At 44.5% G+C, this 19,866-nt stretch carries 12 protein-coding genes; 3 read left to right on the top strand and 9 right to left on the bottom strand.

Annotation, left to right across the window (positions count from 1 at the left end; all coding sequences use genetic code 11):
- Positions 1 to 9: 9 nt before the first annotated feature.
- The 3 genes from MKY52_RS16915 to MKY52_RS16905 are packed head-to-tail and all read right to left on the bottom strand — an operon-like array spanning position 10 to position 1,932.
- A complete protein-coding gene (locus MKY52_RS16915) occupies positions 10 to 483 on the bottom strand; it encodes a hypothetical protein (protein ID WP_042190722.1) in 474 nt (157 codons plus the stop codon).
- Positions 480 to 1,742, bottom strand: coding sequence for a DNA polymerase IV (locus MKY52_RS16910; protein WP_149646672.1), 1,263 nt, complete (start codon positions 1,740 to 1,742; stop codon positions 480 to 482). The genes MKY52_RS16915 and MKY52_RS16910 overlap by 4 nt, the downstream gene beginning before the upstream one ends.
- Complete coding sequence (locus MKY52_RS16905) at positions 1,735 to 1,932, bottom strand: hypothetical protein (protein ID WP_042190727.1); 198 nt, start codon at positions 1,930 to 1,932, stop codon at positions 1,735 to 1,737. The genes MKY52_RS16910 and MKY52_RS16905 overlap by 8 nt, the downstream gene beginning before the upstream one ends.
- 319 nt (positions 1,933 to 2,251) lie before the next feature.
- On the opposite strand from MKY52_RS16905, the gene MKY52_RS16900 reads away from it, so the two are divergent.
- Positions 2,252 to 3,130 carry a helix-turn-helix transcriptional regulator gene (locus MKY52_RS16900; RefSeq protein WP_341052406.1) on the top strand — a complete coding sequence of 293 codons (879 nt, stop codon included), beginning with the start codon at positions 2,252 to 2,254 and terminating at the stop codon, positions 3,128 to 3,130.
- A gap of 44 nt (positions 3,131 to 3,174) precedes the next feature.
- Here the strand turns inward: MKY52_RS16900 and MKY52_RS16895 are convergent, their stop codons facing one another.
- Positions 3,175 to 5,358 (bottom strand): alpha-galactosidase, encoded by a 2,184-nt coding sequence (locus tag MKY52_RS16895; protein WP_341052405.1) that lies wholly within the window; start codon positions 5,356 to 5,358, stop codon positions 3,175 to 3,177.
- A gap of 267 nt (positions 5,359 to 5,625) precedes the next feature.
- Entirely contained in the window at positions 5,626 to 8,091 is a 2,466-nt protein-coding gene (locus tag MKY52_RS16890; RefSeq protein ID WP_341052404.1) for a beta-mannosidase, read from the bottom strand.
- A 131-nt stretch (positions 8,092 to 8,222) separates the two neighbouring features.
- On the opposite strand from MKY52_RS16890, the gene MKY52_RS16885 reads away from it, so the two are divergent.
- Positions 8,223 to 9,077 (top strand): helix-turn-helix domain-containing protein, encoded by an 855-nt coding sequence (locus MKY52_RS16885; RefSeq protein WP_341052401.1) that lies wholly within the window; start codon positions 8,223 to 8,225, stop codon positions 9,075 to 9,077.
- A 64-nt stretch (positions 9,078 to 9,141) separates the two neighbouring features.
- On the opposite strand, the gene MKY52_RS16880 is transcribed toward MKY52_RS16885, so the two are convergent.
- The 3 genes from MKY52_RS16880 to MKY52_RS16870 form a co-directional block, all read right to left on the bottom strand.
- On the bottom strand, positions 9,142 to 10,755 hold the full coding sequence (locus MKY52_RS16880; RefSeq protein ID WP_341053444.1) for an extracellular solute-binding protein: 1,614 nt from the start codon (positions 10,753 to 10,755) through the stop codon (positions 9,142 to 9,144).
- A 137-nt stretch (positions 10,756 to 10,892) separates the two neighbouring features.
- Positions 10,893 to 11,783 carry a carbohydrate ABC transporter permease gene (locus tag MKY52_RS16875; RefSeq protein ID WP_042190738.1) on the bottom strand — a complete coding sequence of 297 codons (891 nt, stop codon included), beginning with the start codon at positions 11,781 to 11,783 and terminating at the stop codon, positions 10,893 to 10,895.
- Between the two features lie 27 nt (positions 11,784 to 11,810).
- On the bottom strand, positions 11,811 to 12,767 hold the full coding sequence (locus tag MKY52_RS16870) for an ABC transporter permease (protein WP_094876932.1): 957 nt from the start codon (positions 12,765 to 12,767) through the stop codon (positions 11,811 to 11,813).
- A 227-nt stretch (positions 12,768 to 12,994) separates the two neighbouring features.
- Between MKY52_RS16870 and MKY52_RS16865 the strand changes: the two genes are divergently transcribed.
- Entirely contained in the window at positions 12,995 to 14,749 is a 1,755-nt protein-coding gene (locus tag MKY52_RS16865) for a cache domain-containing sensor histidine kinase (protein WP_341052399.1), read from the top strand.
- A gap of 59 nt (positions 14,750 to 14,808) precedes the next feature.
- On the opposite strand, the gene MKY52_RS16860 is transcribed toward MKY52_RS16865, so the two are convergent.
- Positions 14,809 to 19,617 carry an S-layer homology domain-containing protein gene (locus MKY52_RS16860; RefSeq protein ID WP_341052396.1) on the bottom strand — a complete coding sequence of 1,603 codons (4,809 nt, stop codon included), beginning with the start codon at positions 19,615 to 19,617 and terminating at the stop codon, positions 14,809 to 14,811.
- Between the last annotated feature and the right edge of the window lie 249 nt (positions 19,618 to 19,866).

The following is a 19,866-nucleotide window of genomic DNA, read 5'->3' as shown; positions in this document are numbered from 1 at the left end:
AGCCTTGTTTTATTTCAAATGATCTTTTAATATTGCTCCGAGTTCAGCTGTGTATTTAGTCAACCTTAAGCTTATCTCTGTACGCATAACATCTCGAGTTAATCCAAAGCGTTCTTGATATCCTCGGCAAAAGATTTTGTAATACACCAAGAATTCCTCCTGTTCATCTGCCAGCACCCTGATATTCCGCTGTTTCAGCTCTTTTTGCAGCCGATAAGTATCCTGCATGATCCGGCGTTGAATGGCTTGACCAGCCATCAGATAGGCACGTTTAAGAATGTTGCTGGAGGGCTCGATCTCTTTCAGGCTCTTGCTAACCATAGTATCTATATAAGGAAGCAAAATGAGGTCTCGAACCATCGTACGTTCCTCCATAGTTATCATTTTATCTGGGTTCTCACGCTGCTGTTCCTCGTACTGCTCAACATGCTCGGTCATGATCATTTTCGTTTTCCAGCGTTCATTACCCTCAAGTTTACTCATTTATAGTGACCTCCAATCTGTTCAGCTCTTTCTAAGGCAACACCGGATTCAAGCATAGATGAAGCTCTGATTAGAGCTTTACTGCCATAACGAGCTTTTATTTGATCGATTGCACGTTCTTTGTTGTAAGCCCGAACCCTGTCATCAAAGAGTGTAAGTTGGATGACGCTATCATCTGATAGGTTAGTCAAGGAAATCGCTAATCGACCTATGGGAAGGCCCGACCAGTTGTCTGCAAATAATTTTTGCGCAGCAGCAGCTACTTCGTGTGTTAGTGATGTGGGTTCGGGCAATGTCATCTGACGCTCGTAAGCATTTGAACGCTCTCCGTCCGTCTCTAAAACTGAAATAGATACTACCGATCCCATATAACCATACCGCCGGGCTCGCTGGCATACTTCAATGACGAGCTCAAGCAGCACAACCTCAATATCCGTATGCCTGGTGTATAAATTCCAGCGCAAAGCCTTGCCATGTCCCACTGATTTGATTTGATGACGCATTCCTGTGACCACTGGACTAGGATCTAGCCCGCGCGCAGTTTGCCAATAATATTCCGCTTGAATATCACTTTGCTTACCCATGGTAGTTCGCATTCGTCGCTTAAATTCTGACAGTTCCATTCGCGCAATATCTCCAATTGTGGATATACCCATACGCCAAAAATTCTTGGTCATTCTAGCCGCTACCATAAACATATCCTGCACGGGAAGTTTCCAAAGGGTCGTCTCTAATTGGTCAAAAGAAAGTTCATATATCCCATCCTTCATCTTTTTGGCGTAGTTATCTGTCGCCATCTTTGCCATAACCTTAGTAGATCCAATACCTACCCGTGTCCAGACTCCCGTCGAAAGTAAAACATGGTGCTGAATTTTATGAATCATATCCTGCAGCGATCCTCCGAAATACGCAAGAGATCCTGTGACATCCAGAAACTGCTCATCGATACTGTAGGGTTCTACCAGATCGGTATATGTTCGGTAAATCTCTGATATTAAGAGTGATACTTTAATGTAAGTCCCCATGCGTGGCCTTATTACGATTAGCTCTGGGCATTTTGCTAAAGCTTCACCTACACGCGAAGCCGTTGTTACCCCCTTCGCTTTTGCAAGCGGGCAGGCCGCCAACACAATACCGTTCATTCTTGTTGGATCCCCCACTGCAACAGGTTTATCTCGATATTCAGGGTGGGCAGCTTTCTCCACAGAGGCGTAAAATGCCTGGCAATCCGACAGTAGAATGACACGATTCTTAGGCATGACGTTGTTCCTGCACGGGCTGCCATGAAAGAATATTTGCTGCCAAGAACATGCGAGGCGTTCCTGTAGTCAGACAGCTAGCTCGTATGCGTCCGTCACGGATACTGTGTATTTCTATTTTCCGCTGGCTGATATTTCTCGCCTTATCCTGATATATAATTTCAATTATTTGGCCGATGCTGATTTGCATGCGATCGCCTCCATAAAAATAAGAACACTTGTTTGTATTATATGCGTAATCGGGAATTTTAAGCAACAAAAAAGGTGAGGTAATTTCCCCCACCACACCAGATCTGATTTTTTTAAAGCTGAGAATAATCTAATCCAGACCGAACGAGATCACAGTTCATTAGAGTGCATCCATGTGCTATAAAAAATGAGCATCCAGACCTGCGTATTCAACAGAGATTGAACAGACAACGAAAAAAGTTTACACTTTGATAGAGTAAACAACAGTAGTAAATTATTGATCTGTACTCAAAAGCTTTTTCTAGAAAGGAATTTTGCTAATGTTCTGTTCCTCCTACACCTTTCGTTCGGAAGAAGAAGCTTCCATGCTTCTGTTTGATTCTATCGGTTGGGAACAACTCGATTCACCTGCCTACTCCTTCAACGGCCAGAACCGGACGGAGAGAAGTTGTGTTATTTTTCAGTACACATTATCGGGAGAGGGTAGAATTGAAATAGATGGGGTTGTTCATCGGTTAACGAAGGGCAAAGCTTTTCTAGTGACTGTCCCCAGCATACACAGGTACTATTATCCGGAAGAAGGCACCGAGCCTTGGGAAGTTTTATGGCTCAATCTACGGGGGCCTTTAGCGATTTCGCTTTGGAACCAACTCGCTGCTCATTGCGGTCCAATTGTAGAACTCCCCCAAGAATCGGTTTCGATAGATTTATTGTGGAGTACATTCAAGGACATTCAGGTTCATGAAGAAAGAGATTTGCATCTTTTAACGGGAAAAGTCTTTCAGTGGATCTTGTCCATGGAGAAATACCTCAAGAAACCAAATTTGTTAACCACTTATATAAAAAATGACAAGCTTCACGCCGCTATTCAATTCATGAAGGATGATCTGCATAATAATAATCTAAGCTTAGACGATGTTGCCGCTCATGTTGGTGTTTCCAAACATCATCTTTGCAGATTGTTTCAAAAAAACATCAATCTTTCACCCTTTGAATATTTAAAAAGACGGCGGATCGAGTTGGCAGCTTCCAAGCTTAAAACAACAGATTTGAGTATCAACCAGATTGCGACGGAAACCGGATTTGATAATGCCAGCTACTTCGGAAAGGTTTTCCGGTCCTATTTTGGGGTCAATCCTTCGACTTACCGCGAACAGGATCTAGCGTTCCAAACCAAACATGTATTTTTCGAAAATTGATCCATATAAAAAAGGAGCAAGCCAGTGGCTTACTCCTTTTCTTATTAAACCTCTTTGAGTACAAATAATAAGCTTTTGAAATCGCCCTCAAGCTGTGGAAGTGAGAGTCCGAAGTGCATCAGCTCATCCCCTCTGTACACTTCACCGTTAAGCTCAAGTTTGTAGTTCTTAGCTGGGTCGAGTCCTTTCAACCGCAATCTACGGAGAGGTGCATTAGGCTCGGCCAGAACTCTGAAGTACGTGGCAAAAGCTTCTTTTTTATCATCCGAAACAAACATCCACGCCGTCTGATTCCCCTCAAATGGACTAAGCAGTCGATAGAAATCACCGAACTGAATCAGCATTCTCAGTTCCTTGTACTCAGAAACCTGCTTGCGGATATCTTCGCGTTCAGCTTCAGTAAGCTTGGTCATATCTAGTTCGTAGCCGAAGTTACCAGACATCGCAACATGACCGCGTGTTTCGAGTGGTGTGATACGGTGCACCTGATGGTTAGGAACAGCCGATACGTGAGCACACATAGAGCTTGCAGGATACACCATGCTTGTTCCATATTGGATCTTCAATCTTTCAATAGCGTCCGAATCATCACTGGTCCAGGTCTGTGGCATATAGTACAGCATTCCCGGATCATATCGTCCGCCGCCGCCGGAGCAGCTCTCGAACAGAATATGAGGGAAACGGGTGACGATACGTTCCAACACATCATAAAGTCCTAGAATATAACGGTGAGCCGTTTCACGTTGACGTTCTGCAGGAAGAAGAGCAGACCCAATCTCCGTCATATTCCGGTTCATATCCCATTTCACATAAGTAATTGGAGCCGATGACAGTACGGAGCTAACCGATTCCACAATATAATCACATACATCCTTACGGGATAAATCCAGAACAAGCTGCTGGCGAGCTAGCGTTCTTTTGTGACCTGGCACATGAAGACACCAATCTGGATGTTCACGATAAAGATCACTTTCTGGCGATACCATTTCCGGTTCGAACCATAATCCGAATTCCATGCCCATTGCCGTAATATCTTCTCCAAGTTTTCCAAGACCTTCAGGAAGCTTGCGGCGATCCTCTACCCAATCTCCGAGGGAGCTATCATCATTGTCTCGTTTCCCAAACCAGCCGTCATCTAAGACAAACAGTTCAAGTCCGAGATCTTTGCCTGCTTGAGCGATTTCTTTGATTTTATCTGCATTAAAATTAAAATAGGTCGCTTCCCAGTTGTTGATGAGAATAGGGCGCTTACGATCACGAAATTCGCCTCTGCATAACCGGGTCCGATACAGACGGTGGTAGGTTCTTGATAATCCACCAAGCCCTTGACTGGATCTTACCAGCACAGCTTCAGGGGCCTGGAAGGATTCGCCAGGTTCAAGCAGCCATTGAAAATTAAACGGTTGAATGCCGATCCCCACTCTGGAAATGCCGTATGGATCCACTTCTGCTTGCGCAAGAAAGCTTCCGCTGTACACAAGGCTGAACCCGTATACTTCACCGTGGTCCTCTGTTGCATCTTTTGCAAGCAAAGCCATAAAAGGATTCTGCGTGGAGCTACTCGCACCGCGCTTACTGTCAATTCGGTGGATACCAGGTACAAGCGGTCTTTTATGGATATGACGTTCTCTCGTCCAAGTACCGGATAATTGCAGCATGTCATAATCGGAATCATGGAAGTCAACATTTGCGCTTAATACACGCTTCAGCACCACATTGTCCTTACCTTGATTCTCAATCCGTACAGAACGTGTGATCACATCCTGATTATTAAACACTGTGTAGCTTAATACAGCAATCAGTCCACTTTTGTCATCCTGAAGAAAAAGCTCCAGTGTGTCTGCTTCTTCTTCACTTTCAACATAAGTGGAAGGCAGTCCCTTTAACTCAGGCTTTCCTTTATTGATCTTATAGCTCTTATAAAGGAAATCCGTAACGGTCGTACCATCTACCAAATGAACCTCAAGCGCTGGTTCCCGGAAATCACCATTCCCATAAGACGGAAATTCACTTGGAATAGTGTCGAGGGAGATTCTCTTGTCCTCCATTGTGTAGGTCGGGCTAAAAGAGCAACGTTCCACCAAATTCAGCGGTTGCACTATTCCTTCTAACTTAGGACCCCAATAAACATGCGCTGGAAGCTCACCTCTAACGACTTCAATAACGTAGCTGGATTGCTCAGACTGTAAATGAAACACCTTGCGGCTGTCATCATAATAAATACTCATAATATCCTCCTACTCTTCTTATCAGATCTTGTTGAAATATAACTGGCTTAATTTATCTTGTTGTTTGAAGTCTATTTTAAAGATAATTGGAAGGGGATACAATCTTAATATCTATACCTTAAGTAGTAAAATATTGATCTATAAAAAATTCAATTTCATGTTATTAAGCTTTGCAAAACAATAAATGATTATTAGCGGCTATAGTAAAAAAAATACATAAAAAAAGAGGCCCCAAGTTAAGGGCCTGCTTCCTGTGAATCTTCCTATTTAAATATCAAATACGGAGCGTACAGTAAGCTGTGCACGAAGTTCTTCCGCAGTAGCTGGTTTGTCGAGATCTTTTTTAGCGATGGTAATGGTCCTAGTTGTACCACCTGACATATCAAAATAGTTATCACTGAAGATGGCATCTCTTTCCTTGAAGTCTAGGCCGACAAAACGAGCATACGCCGTAGCCTTCACAGTAATGACGAATTGTTCTTCTTCCTCGGTAAGTACAGCTTCAAGTTCAGGGTTAACGAAGCTAAAATGCTTCGGTTTAACAAACAGGACCGTGCCGCCACTCTTTGTCTCGCCCTCTACCTCAAAAGAATATTCCAGATAAGTCTCACGTTTCTTCCCTTTCGTATCCAAAATGTGGCCGAAATCAAGCTGCTCGAACTCAGCAGTACTTAACGCGGCAATCTCCACTGGCTTTGTGCCTTCCAGCAAGACCTCCGATGCCCGAGTGAGCAGCCTCCAACTCAGTTCACCAATAACTTGTTCTCTGCTTTCGTTAGAGACATGAAGGGAGACCTTCGTTCCTTCGTCATGGGCAGAAACAAGAATCGGCGCGAAGAAATGTTTAGCCGCATAATGCATAGCCTTCCACCGGCCATAATAGTCGATACTGGACCAAGAAGCTACCGGCCAGCAGTCGTTCAACTGCCAATACAACGCACCCATACAGCGACCTCTATGTCTGCGCCAGTGCTCAACGCCGCAGCGCATCCCTTCTGCTTGGATCAACTGCGAGGCATATAACACAGACTCAAAATCTTTCGGATATTTGTAAGTCTCCCCGATATAGTAGAGAATTTTCTCATTCCCGGTATTGTTCTTCTGATGGGACTCCATGACATAAGAGAAGATATTGCGATCCTCCGGCAGCGTAAACGACTCGATGGTCTTCAGGCCCGGAAAAGACTGCAACCCGAATTCAGACATATAGCGCGGATATAGCTTCCGGTAATCGGTAAACGGTTCCTTCCCATGCCAGACCCCCCAGTAATGCATATCTCCGTAATTCTCGTCATTCGGCTTATCAAAGCTACCCTTGGAGGAGGGTGAAGCACGCCAATAGAAGGTATTCGGATCAATTTCTTTAGCGATTGCCGGTAGAAGCACCTCATATTGCTTAATATAATCTGCCTTAAGCTGCAGTGAGTAATGCTTCTCCCAGTCCCATTCGTCCCAAGCCAGCTCCTGCTCATTGTTGCCGCACCACAAGCCTAGCGAAGCATGATGGCGAAGACGTTTCATGTTATCGATGGTCTCGTGAGTGATATTCTCCTCGAAGGCTTCTGTCAGAGCATAAATGCCGCAGGCATACAGATGATCCTGCCAGACGATGAGACCATATTCATCGCAGAGATCATAGAAATAGTCATCCGGGTAATACCCGCCACCCCATACACGAATCGTATTGAAATTGGCAGCGACACAGCTTTGGAGCAAGCGATCTGTGCGCTCCCTAGTCACGCGAGGTAGAAGATTATCTTCCAGAATATAGTCGGCACCTGTAGAGAAAATAAGCACACCGTTGACTTCAAAAGCAAACGATTCTCCCCACTGATCTTCTTCCTGCTTCACAGTAATGGTTCTAAGTCCAATCCGCAATTCTCTACGATCTAACTCCTGCGCCTTTTCCTCAATTACAACCTCTACGTTATACAGTGGCTGAGCACCGAGATTATTCGGCCACCACAGCTCTGGCTCCATAATTTCCAGTGCAATATGATGATCCGTCCCAATCATTTCAGACACGCGATGCTCAATGCACAGACCCGCTGGTGTGTGAACTTTAACCACAATTTCTCGATCAGCCGCTTGCCAGCTCTCTGTTCTAACTCGAACATCCAGCATGACCTTATCCTTCTCATGGAATTGAGTAATATAAACATCATCAAGGCGAGCACTGTTGTAACCCTGAATAGAGAGACTACGCCAGATTCCTAGATCAGGTAACTTTGGACCCCAGTCCCAGCCGAACATGGAGTGTGCTTTGCGCAGATGCGATATTCCCTCTACCGCATCAGCACATCCACTGAGCGGCAATTCTGCTTGCTTCCGTAGAGTGAATTCTACTGGGGAGCGAAAAATGGCGTGGATAGTATTCTCACCAGGCGTCAATACAGACTTGATATCCACTTCATACGTCCGGTGCATATTGTCACTGTTCAGAATATTAGTTCCATTCAGGGAAAGCTCACAAAGCGTATCCAACCCTTCACACAGCAGAAATACTCGGTCATGCTCTAGTACGCCTGCTTCCAGCTGAAAACTACGCTTATATTCGTAGTCGTAATTGGACAGTTCCAGAACCTCATACTCCTGCTCGCGATAGAACGGATCTGGCATTTCACCGGCATTCAACAAATCATGGTAGACAGAGCCTGGCACGCTGGCTTCCAGCCATTTCGCTTCATGAAGCCGTTTCATTTTCCATTTTCCGTTTAGATTGACAAGTTGCATATTTTCGCCTCCACAAATGTGCTATTTTGACTTCTTATATTAAAATGTTAACAATAATATGTATATATTTCTTCTATTGTGTTCGCAAAAATAGTGTGCTATTTTAACATCACTAACACTGGAGGAAAAACATGATCAAATACACCGAGGCAAGCCATATAAACCCCGAATTGCTAGCTGATCCCTTCTGGGTAGAATCTCTGAGTCAGGTATCCCCAGAACATACGCATGATTTTTATGAATTTTTTATACTCACCGAAGGCCGATGCCGGCATATCGTCAACGGGGCTGCCCAGCTTCTTCAATCTGGCTGCCTTGTCTTCATCCGGCCCGATGATACCCATCTCTATGAAGCTGACGGGGATAGCGATTGCCGCTTTCTGAACATTCCCTGCCGAAAAAGCCTCATTAATGATGCCTTTAGTTACCTGAATGAAGAAGAATTCCTGTACGGGCTATTAAATACTCCGCTCCCTAGAATCGCCATGTTATCTCAACTGGAGATGGATGATTTCATTCGTTCTTTCGAACGCATCCGAATGCTTTCTACCTTAGACAAAGTAAAGTCCAGGATTTATCTGAAAGGAATACTCGTAGATACACTTACCCAGCATTTTTTCTCTCCAGAAACCATCGAGCAGCCAGAATTCCCACTGTGGCTCGAACATGCCGTTTCCAAGATGCATCTAAAAGAAAACTTAAACAAAGGCCTTCATGCCCTGTACGAGTTGTCGGGCAGAAGCGCCGGTCATGTCAATCGTGCCTTCCGCCAGTACTTGAACCAGACACCAACAGAATATATCAACCAACTTAGGCTCAACGTGGCACGTAATCTGCTACTTACTACTGAACTACGTGTGGTCGAAATTGCTCTGGAATCCGGCTTTGACAATGTCAGCCATTTCTATCATCAATTCAAAAAGTACTATCACCAGGCCCCGCTGGATTTCCGCAAGAATGCGCATGCTAATAGACTAGTTAATTAACATTTGAAAACATAGAAAAAGGCTCCCCCTCTGCCTGAATGCAGAGAGGAAGCCCTTACAATAATTATTTTGAATTCCACAGCTCCATACGCTCTGCGTACTTCTGGTTAATGATTTCTTCTACTTTCTCATCCCCGGCCTTTTTCATTTCCGCAAGCATCTTATCGAATGTCGCGTTGGCTTCGGCTTCAGTAGGAGCAATGATTACTCTCGTAATGCTTTGATCCATAATATCTTTTACCTTCTGTGCAGTCAGTGCTTCAGGTGTTCCGCCATCAGGGCTCAAGTTGTCATATGCCGCTGTATCCCATACGGAATCTCCAAGACTCTTGATTGCCATCTGATCTACTTCACTGCGTTGATATTTAACGGCCATATCGTAAGGCTGTTCATTTGCATCCAGACCATTCTTGATAAACCACAACCATTTGCGGACACCGCTCTTCTTGACTGTGTCGTCCCAGTTTTCCTTGAAGCTATCCAAGAATGCAGGGTCCGGTTTTCTCTTGCCATCCACCATGGTGTATTGAACGCCTTCTTGGCCCCACAGCAGCAAATGCTGTCCTTCATCACTTGCCAAGAAATTGAACAGCTTCATTGTTTCTTCAGGGTGCTTGTTGTTCTTCGTAATAGCGATAGCATCCCATCCAAGTGAGCTTCTTGGTCCAAATGTCGTTTGGGCAGGGTCTACTCCAGGGGCAACAACCTTGTATGGGAAGAGCTGATTATCTTCTCCGCCATCCTTCTTCAAAGTTCCGTTCCCGTTACCTGGATCCCAGTAAGCGCCTGGTGTGGAGAATACTGCGCCAGTAGCCAGCTTTTGAACCCAAGTTTGCGTTTTGCTAATAGCAAATTCCTTCTCAATCAGACCTTCTCTGTATAATTTATTTACGTAGAGCAACATTTCACGATACTTTGGATCCTTAACATCATATTGCAATGTTCCATTGTTATCATAGTAAGTTTTCAGACCCCACATGCCTTTGAATGTTCCAAGGTTGGCGCCCATATTCTCGCCGTTCATGGTCATTGGAATGGATTCTTTTCCATCAATCGTCTTATTTTTTGCTTTAAAATCCTTCAAAATCGCTTCTAATTCATCTGTTGTAAGCGGTGCTCTGCCATCTGCTTTTTCCGGAGCCAGATCTGCAAGCAGATTTTTTCTCATCAGCATCCCGAAGACTGGATCACTATCTAGTCCATACCAGTTAGCCAAGTAATAGTTCTTTCCGTCTTTATAACGAGTCTTGGTCAGTGTGTCGCCATACATTTCCTTGATATCAGGGCCATTCTTCTCAATCAGCTCATCGAGTGGAATAAAGGCACCGCTTGTGATGTATTTATCAAGTGAAGCATCCCCACGGCTCATCACGACCACATCTGGATAGTCACCGCTGGCAAGCATCAAGCTTAGCTTCTCTGTCGGATTTCCTGTTGGCTGCTGAATGGAGATCTCAATGCCAGTCTTTTTAGTGATTTCTTGGGCAACAGCATCAGTAAAAGGCTCTCCCTTAGTATTCGAATCAAACCATGTAAGTGTAATCGGCTCTTGTTTTGTATTGTCTCCAGCCGCTTTGTTTGTATTGTCTGTTCCACCATTAGAGCCACAGCCTGCTAATAGACCCACAGATAATGCAGCAGTCATACTTACGCTCAACCATTTGTTTTTCTTTATCATAGACACCCTAATTCCTCCCATTAATTAAGTTACGTCACAAGTCTATCAAGCAACCAAGCAAGTCTGTCCGCTCACCCCCCTTCAGGGCCGCCAGCTGGACAACTCCTCTCCGGCTGGCGTTCGGTTATTTAATCATATTAACTCTTAACAGCTCCCAAAGTCATACCCTTAACAAAATACTTTTGCAGGAACGGATATACTAGAACGATAGGCAATGTTGCAACCATCGTCGCTGCCATCCGGATCGTATCGCTTGAAACAGCATTTCGCTTGGCGGAGTTTGCCAGCATTTGCGATTGCGATACCATACCTCCGGTCTGGAATTGACTCAGTATTTTGACGAGGACAGCTTGCAAGGTCTTCAGGTCTGAGCTGTAAGTAAATGCATAGGAGTCAAACCACGAGTTCCAGTGCGATATTGCCTGAAAGAGGCCCACTGTCGCGAGTACTGGTGTTGTTAACGGCAGCACAATCCGGAAGAAAATCATTAAATCATTCGCTCCATCTACTTTCGCTGACTCCTCAATCTCACCAGGTAATCCCTCCATAAAAGTACGGACAATAATCATATAGAAGACATTCATCAAGCCTGGCAGAATAAAAACGGAGAAGGTGTCGATCATATTCAGGGCTTTAAGCACCATGTAGTAAGGAATCAGCCCGCCTCCGAAATACATCGTAAAGACAAAGTAAAGGTTCCAACCCTTGCGTCCCATCAAATTCCGCCGGCTTAGCGGATAAGCAAGCATCGTAATCACAAGAACTGATAGTGGTGCACCAATTACGGTCCGTTTAACCGTTACCCATATCCCGTTCATAATTTCGGTATCTTTCAAAATTTGTTTGTAGCTATCAAAGGTGATATCTCTTGGCCAAAAGTAGACGCCACCACGCACAGTATCCTCAGCAGCATTTAATGAAAGAACGAGAATATTCCAAAAAGGTAAAAAGGTAACTAGCAACACAAGGATAAGAATCAAATATACAAAACACTTAAAGATATGATCTCCGTATCTGTTCAAAAACATCTCAAGCGCTCCTCTCCATTTTGTTATTTAGAACAACGCTTGGTCGTTCACTTTTCTAGAAATTCGATTCACGATTACAACAAGAATGAAGGCAATAACGGATTTGAATACCCCCACGGCAGCCCCGTATGAGAACATGCTGTTTTGTAACCCGTATTTGTATGCATAAATATCGATAACTTCCGAGTACTCAAGTACAGTGTTATTTTGCAACAGATATTGTTGTTCAAAGCCAGCATTCAAAATCCCTCCGACTGCAAGAATGGCCAATATCACAATAGTTGGACGTAAAGCAGGGAGCGTAATATTCCACATTTGCTTGAATCGGCTAGCTCCATCTACTCTTGCGGCTTCGTAAAGCTCCGGATTAATAGCGGAGATTGCAGCTAGGTACATAATGGCGCTAAAACCCATTTCTTTCCACATATTAGATAAGGCGATAATCCACCAGAATAAAGGTCCGTTTTGTAGAAAAGCTACCGGTTCGTCAACAATCCCGAGCGTTACTAGAAGATTGTTGAACATCCCATCGGAAGCTAGCAGCGTAATTACAATGTTAGCGGCGATAACCCATGAGATAAAATGCGGTAGATAAGAAACCGTCTGCGTAAAACGTTTGAAAAATCCCTGTTTTGCTTCATTCAGCACAAGCGCGAGTATGATCGGCGCAGGAAACCCGAATAACAAGGTCAAGAGGCTTGTCGCAAGCGTATTACGCATTACACGGTAGAAGTCTCCTGTGGTAAAGAAATATTCAAACCACTTAAAGCCAACAAAGTCAGCATGGAAAAATTGTTGAAAAAATGTTCCTCCACCCGGTTGATAGTTTGTAAATGCCATATACATACCAAACATAGGTCCATAGGAAAATAGCAATGTCGCAATTATGGCAGGGAGCATTAGCAAAAATAACCATTTCTGCTCTTTTAATCTGTACCAAAAATTATTGCCCCTGACTGTTTTGATAGCGCTTGCTTTATGCATCAAATACCCTCCCTTTTTATTTAGTGCAGCATGCCCTGCTACATCTCGATTCAGCTTCTCTCCTATTTATCTTAAGTCCGTATAGGGCTCCTTTCTATACTTCAATCCTCCGAATGATAGCGCTTTTTAAAGGAGTTTCTGAACATTCGAGCATTGGATTTCGATATTCAGTCTGATATGATAAACTTGGCTTTCCGTGAATTCACAGTAAAGAAGGGACTTCTACGATGCGTCATTTTTACAAAAAGTATATTTATATGCCTTTTATCGACCTTAGCTTTCGCTCCAAGCTATTCCTCGTGTTCGTTCTGGTCACCATTATTCCAATGATGCTTTTTGTCTATTTTTCATTCGAACTTACAAAATCAAAGCTGACCGATCAAATCTACATCAATATGATGAATTCAACGGCCCAGATCAACAAGAATCTGGAGAACAAACTGGACAGCTATGAGCATATTTCCGCTTCTATTTACTTGGATAATAGGCTAGCCACTTACCTCACGAGCGAATATCAAGATGATCCATCTTATCTAGACGTCTATCAATATATTGGCAATCGTATAGACACGGTAATGGCTGCCTATCCCGATTTTGGTAGCGTTTTCATTTATTCCGACAATCCATCACTGCCCAAAGATAATTACTATATCAAGCCGGTTACACCCGAAGTGAAGGAGACAGAGCTTTACAAGCAGCTGATGCAGTCTCACGGGAATATTATTCATCTGTCCTCACCGCAGTCACAAGATAATCCCGCAATGTTTACACTGGCTAGGTTACTGAACAATAATCGCAACCAATATCCCTACGGTATTCTGGTCTTCGAAATATCCGAATCGGTGATCTATTCTTTAATGGAGAAAGAAGCAGGCGGCAAAGATATTTTTATTGTTAATGACAAGGGCCTTATTTTATCAGCCGCCGACAAACAATTATTAAATACAAGTCTGCCGGAAATGCTTGATCGAAGCTTTGATGAATTGCCTTCTGGCAGATTTGATACTACATATAAAGGGGAAAAGGCTTTCGCCGTCTATAACACGCTCACAAATGGATGGAAAACCGTCTCTATATTCCCTTATGACAGTATCATTCAGGATGCGAAATCACTGTCAGAGCTCATCATCAAAATTTCTTTAGGCTTTATAGTCGTCGCATTATTGCTGATATACATTACTGCATCGATGTTTAGCAAGCGTATTCGAATGTTAATCCGAATGATCCGGCGGCTAGAACGTGGTGACTTCAACCCTACGAATGATGAATATTTAGGCAATGATGAGATTGGCCAGCTTCATTTTGCCTTCAAGCAAATGACTACACGCTTAAAGAGTCTAATCACCGAAGTGTATCAGAAGGAGCTACAGAATAAGGAGGCAGAGCTTGACCTGCTTCAGGCCCAGATCAACCCCCATTTTCTGTACAATACACTGGGCTCCATTTCGTCTCTTGCCCTAAAACATCAAGATACCCGCATTCAGGATTTGGTGCTTCATCTCGCCAAGTTTTATCGCATCTCCCTGAATAAAGGAAAGAGCATCTTAACTATTAATGAAGAATTGAAGCTGACGCAAAGTTACAATGCCATTCAACTGATCCGATTCAAAGGACAACTGAACATCACCTACAATATTGATGAAGCGATCTTACCTTACTCTACAGTCAAGCTAGCCTTGCAGCCTTTTGTAGAAAATGCGGTGCTTCATGCGGTGTGGAATCAGGAAAGCCCGCTAAATATCCATATCAAAGGCGTAGTCGAGGATAGTGATATTATTCTATCTGTAATTGATGATGGCATGGGGATGAGCCGAGAGACACTTCATACTTTGCTTGACGATAAACCCGGACGAGGGTATGGAATTTCAAACGTAGATCGAAGAATAAAACTGAGATTTGGTGAGCATTACGGCGTTACGGTGTTTAGTAGGCTCGGAATAGGAACCACTGTGCAAATTCGCTTGCCGCAAAAGGAAATGTAGGGACAGAAAGAGGCTGCCTCAAAGTAGTTACTCTACTTTTGAGACAGCCTCTATTAACATTACTTCATAATCAAGTTATAAATCACTTGGGTCGCTTCTGCTCGGGAAGCGATCCCTTTTGGTGCAAATAGACCTTCATTTTGACCTTGAACCAGTCCTAGGCTGGCTGCTCCCTTTACAGAAGCGGCTGCCCAAGAGGAGACCTGCTTCATATCTTTGAATGTCACATCAGTTGAAGCAACAGTTACTTTGCCATTCTTCAGCTCATAGGCTTTCATTAACATGACCGTGATTTCTTCACGGGTAATCTGCGCAGCCGGCTCGAACTTGGTCGCACTTCTGCCGCTCACGATGCCCGCCTTGTAAGCGATAGAAATGGACTCCGCATACCAAGCAGACGGTGCAACATCAGCAAAGCTAACATCCCCCCTTGTGGTCAACCCAAGGGAATGAACGAGCATAGAGGTGAACTCGGCACGCGTAATCGCACGGTTTGGTTCAAACTTGTCTTTGCTAGTCCCTTGAACATACAGCTTCGCTGCCAGCTCTTGGATTGCAGAACTAGCCCAGTGATTGGCTGGCACATCTACAAAGGTCCGTTTGAGCTCCAGAACAGCATATTTGCTGAAGTGATTAACTTCTGCTGTCATTACACCGCCAGCATAATTTGCAGGGATATATTCCAGCTTACCGTTATCCGCAATATAGTAAATGCCTCCACGCTTGGAATCAAAACCTTCTCCTACTGTCAGGCTTAGCGTAATGGGTTGATCAAACGTAGAGAGCGTTTCTATTGTGCCAGTTTTCGTGGTCACTGACAGACTGAACTCATAGACATCCCCCATGAGTCTAACCTGTGCATGAGTAGTTCCCGCCGCTGCTGCAATGACCTCATTAGCCTTATTGCTCAGTGGTACTAATTTCAGGGTTATCGTGCTATCATCCCGCTGAGCTTCCGGTAGCTTGTTCTGCAATTGACGTAGCAGATCCGCAGGCACCTTTATGGAGAACTTACCGGACTTCAAAACCAGCGTATGATTCGCCAACTGACGAACTACCTCAGAAGATAATTGTATTTGCTGTATGTCTCCCTTTATCTCCACGACTACTTCACCAGACACACTATCCACTTTCAGCATCTCTGACGTAAGAAGCAAGGTTCCTGTAGCATTATTTTGACCTGCATTGCTACCAGGGGTACCGTTATTGTTGCCCGGATTACCTGGTACTTCAGGATTTCCCGGTTCTCCAGGGGAGGCCGCTTTGACTGTAACTTCTGCCGCAGCTTTGAAGCCGCCGTCTACTGTTTCCACAGTAATTGTGGTTTTCCCAGCATTTACAGCCGTTACCGTTCCATACACTACGGTAGCTACTGACGTATCGCTCGAAGTCCAGTGTACTGCTTTATTCGCCGCCTCTTCCGGAGATAGCGTAGCCGTCAGCTTTCCGGTTTCACCAGCGGTCAATGTTAGCTCTGTCTTATCTAGCGTTACACCTGTTACTTTCTTAGGTGCAGCTGTTAATTTTACCAATTTTGATTCAGTCGGCTGCAAGGACAATGCGAGTGTTCCTGTAATCGTCGAAACCTCTCCTGTCCAAAGGTCTTGCATCGTGTACGATTCCGCTGCATCCAGTCCAGCGCGACCGAGATTCACTGCTTTGTCTGCCGCGGCATTTGCACTGTAGTTGAATAAGGCCATATAATAATCATTGCCGTCTTTCATCACAAAAGTATCCGCTGCATTTGCATTCGTATTTCCTTCCAGCGGCTTGAACACTTTTCCTTTTAACGCTAATTCGAGAACCTCCTTGTTGTTAAACAAGGCAGTCATGTACTCCTGTGCCTTTGGATCGTTAACATCATCAGAGCCGAGAAGTACGGTACCGGCGATAACGCCAGAGTTCATTCGACTGCGAGCTTCAGTTAAGCTGGAAGCGCGGGCCAACGCCAAATGATCGGGATCCGTATAGGAGTAGATCGTGCCATTTTGCCAGAAGCCATAAGTTAACGAATTCAGCATGTACTCCGTTTCATTGATCTTGCCGTAGGTGTCGCAGGAAATACGTCTGCTGTGTGCATATTGGCTTGGAAAGATTGGCGCAATAGATGCGCTAATGAACATTTTTCCATCCAAACGATCCTTCACATAAAGCATTCCTTCATTGTAAGCTTGAATCCCTGTCGTTACGGTTGGATCGAAATGTTGTCCCTCAAGCGAACCGTGCGTCAAGAAATCCAATTTGATGAAGGTAAAGCCCAGATCCTTAAATTTGTCCAAAAAATAATTCATGCGCAGTTTAGCACCTGGATGTGTCACATCCAGAGGAAAAGCCCCATCCAGCGTCGGCAGCGGTTTACCCTCGGCATCTTTGAGGACAATATCGCCATACGTATACTTATTGTCGGTACCCTCTACCGGCTGGCTCATATTGTTGCCCCAATATACAAATGGTGCCCAATAGATACCTGCATGCTGGCCATTGCCCTTAATTACTGATACAGCGTCAGCAAGCTGCTTATCATTCAAATTGTCCCAATAGGAATCCATATTAATAAATACATTACCGTTATTATTGAAATCATTTAGGTGCTCCTTATAATAATTGGAGACATCCACAACGTCTTGGTATGAAAGTGTACCTTCGTAAGCTCCCCAGCTGTTAAAACCAACAGGTACGCCTTGCGGCAACTCAGGATTCAGCAACAGTGGAGGTGTGATGATCGCATTAGCTTTTCCGTATTCCTCAAGTCCTGTGCGGTAATCACTGAATGCCCCCACCATAATCATCGGCGAAGACAATTCTGCGCCTGTAAGGATGCCATGAGGCTGGGTATCCCGTGTAACGTCGCTGGCTGCTCCGCCATAAACCGCTAGCTCATTCAGCCGATTAGAAGAACCTTTCCAGTCGATCCCGGTCTTCCACGTATCATGAGTTACCGACCCGAGCACAAGGCCGCTGCGTGTCGAGTTATTGAATATAGTCGTCATTTCATAGCTGGTATCCGCTCGGTTCATAGATTGAGATTTATAACGAATCCAAGCATCATTGTCAAAAGGAACGGTCAGTACCCGGTTATCTGCACTGGCACCGATATCCACTCCACCTGAACGTTTTACGGTAATAGGTGACATATAATTAGTCTGTAGCGCCGTATCGCTAATGGCATCCAGACGAGTTAAGAAATACTTCTGATCGTCATAAAACTTGTAAACCTGTTTGAGCGTTGGCTGTCCAGCTGAGGTATGAACAAAAGTAAGCTCCACTCCTTTGCCAAAGCCATCCTGAATTTCTACTGGAGCACCAGCGCTTGCATGATTCTCATAGCTTGTAGTCTCAACGAGAGTATCACCGAGTTTGATGCTGCTATAGATTCCTTGCAGCTTCTGACCATCCGTCCACTTGTAGCTTGCGTATCCAGACTTAGTATTAAAGGAAACCTCATATTGTCCATTCGATACGAGCGTTCCATAAGTATATTCGGTAACGGTGATGGCCCCGTAGTTATTCGAAGTCCCTGGTGTCCCCAGATCACCATCCGCTTCAACTGGAGGATTAGGATCTGTACCCAATGCCGGTTCTACAATAATTCGATCCAGATCTGGCGCGTACCAGTTGCCGTCTGAGAATTTGATTGTATTCTCGCCTTCGTTCAGGGGCAGTGTAAGCTCATATGTGAGCGCCGTATCCCAGTCTGGTGTCTTTGGCAGTTCATAATACTGCTCTGCCCCACCATTAGCGCTGACGTATAAGCTGCGCGGGTCACCTGAGAAATAAGCTACCGTGATCCGATAATCCCCTGTCATCGGAGCCGTAATCTTATTGAAAGTTAAGGAACTGCCGCCATTCAGATACCCTACCTTCTGTCCACCGGAAGCATTCGGGCTATCGCCAACTCGTGCTTCTCCAGTTAAATCATTGACCGGAGACTCCGCTTCATAACTGATCGTATACGGAATGACTTCAATCCGGTCGAAATCTGGAGAGTACCAGTCATGATCCGAGAAAGTGATCGTGTTCAGCCCTTCCTGCAAGGAGGCTTCTACATCATAAGTTCCTACCGTATCCCAACTTGCTGTCTTTGGCAGATCAACCAATTCATCCAGTCCATCATTCACCTGCATATAGACAGGTCGCTGGTCACCGGAAATATAGGAAATACGGATCAAATACGTTCCCGCTGCCGGCACAGTGACATTTGTGAACTGTAAAGTACTGTTTTTATTCATATCCTTTACAATTTTTCCACCGGAACCAACGCTGCTGTCCGCTATTTTGGCGTTGCCTGTAATTATATTTTCAGGCGCTTCAGCTTCTATGATTGCACCATGCAGCTTCTCCTTCCAGTCGCCTCCAGATCCTTCACCTGGGTCGCTGTCGTCCAGTCCACGAATTACGATCTTGTCGATGTCTGGAGAATACCAGTTGTTGTCATCAATCAGGATGCTGTTCTCTCCAGCATTCAGCGGAAGTGTCACATCATAAGTTCCCACCGTATCCCAATCCACTGTCTTGGGTGGTTCTTCAAACTGCTTATCGCCGCCATTGGCACTGATATTGAATGGCCGCGAATCGCCAGAGATATAGTACACTGTAATTTTATAATTCCCACTCTCACTTACAGTCACATGATTAAACTGCAAAGTGCTTCCTTGATACATGCCTCCGACTTTCTGCCCCCCGGAAGCCGCTGGGTGTTCAGAAATAGAAGCATTGCCAGTCATAGCATTTCCATCAGCTTCAGCTTCATAGGTAGTATTCTCCGTATCATCGGCATAAACCGTACTGACAAACTGACCGCCACTGCCTATTACCAAGCAGATGATGACAAAGAACAAAAATCCTCTTTTCATTGCTTTCCCAAACATTTAATCCCTCCGTTTGTAGGTCTCCTTGCACTTTTGTGATATTCAGGCGATATCTGTCCATCAAGTCATCAAAGGAGTTGGTTAAGAAGCATCTTGAAAGCGCTACCGATTTTCGATGAACTAAAACTCCTTTGATTGCCTTGATGAATGAAGCCCCTCACATGTGCTAGTTATAATACATGCTTAATTGTAAAAAGCAGAGGGATTAATATCCATATCGCAAGTTTACTATTCGTAAGGGAAAGTAAC

The sequence above is a fragment of the Paenibacillus sp. FSL P4-0184 genome, assembly GCF_038004625.1.
Lineage (GTDB): Bacteria > Bacillota > Bacilli > Paenibacillales > Paenibacillaceae > Paenibacillus_AQ.
This window is presented reverse-complemented; position numbering and strand designations above follow the sequence as displayed.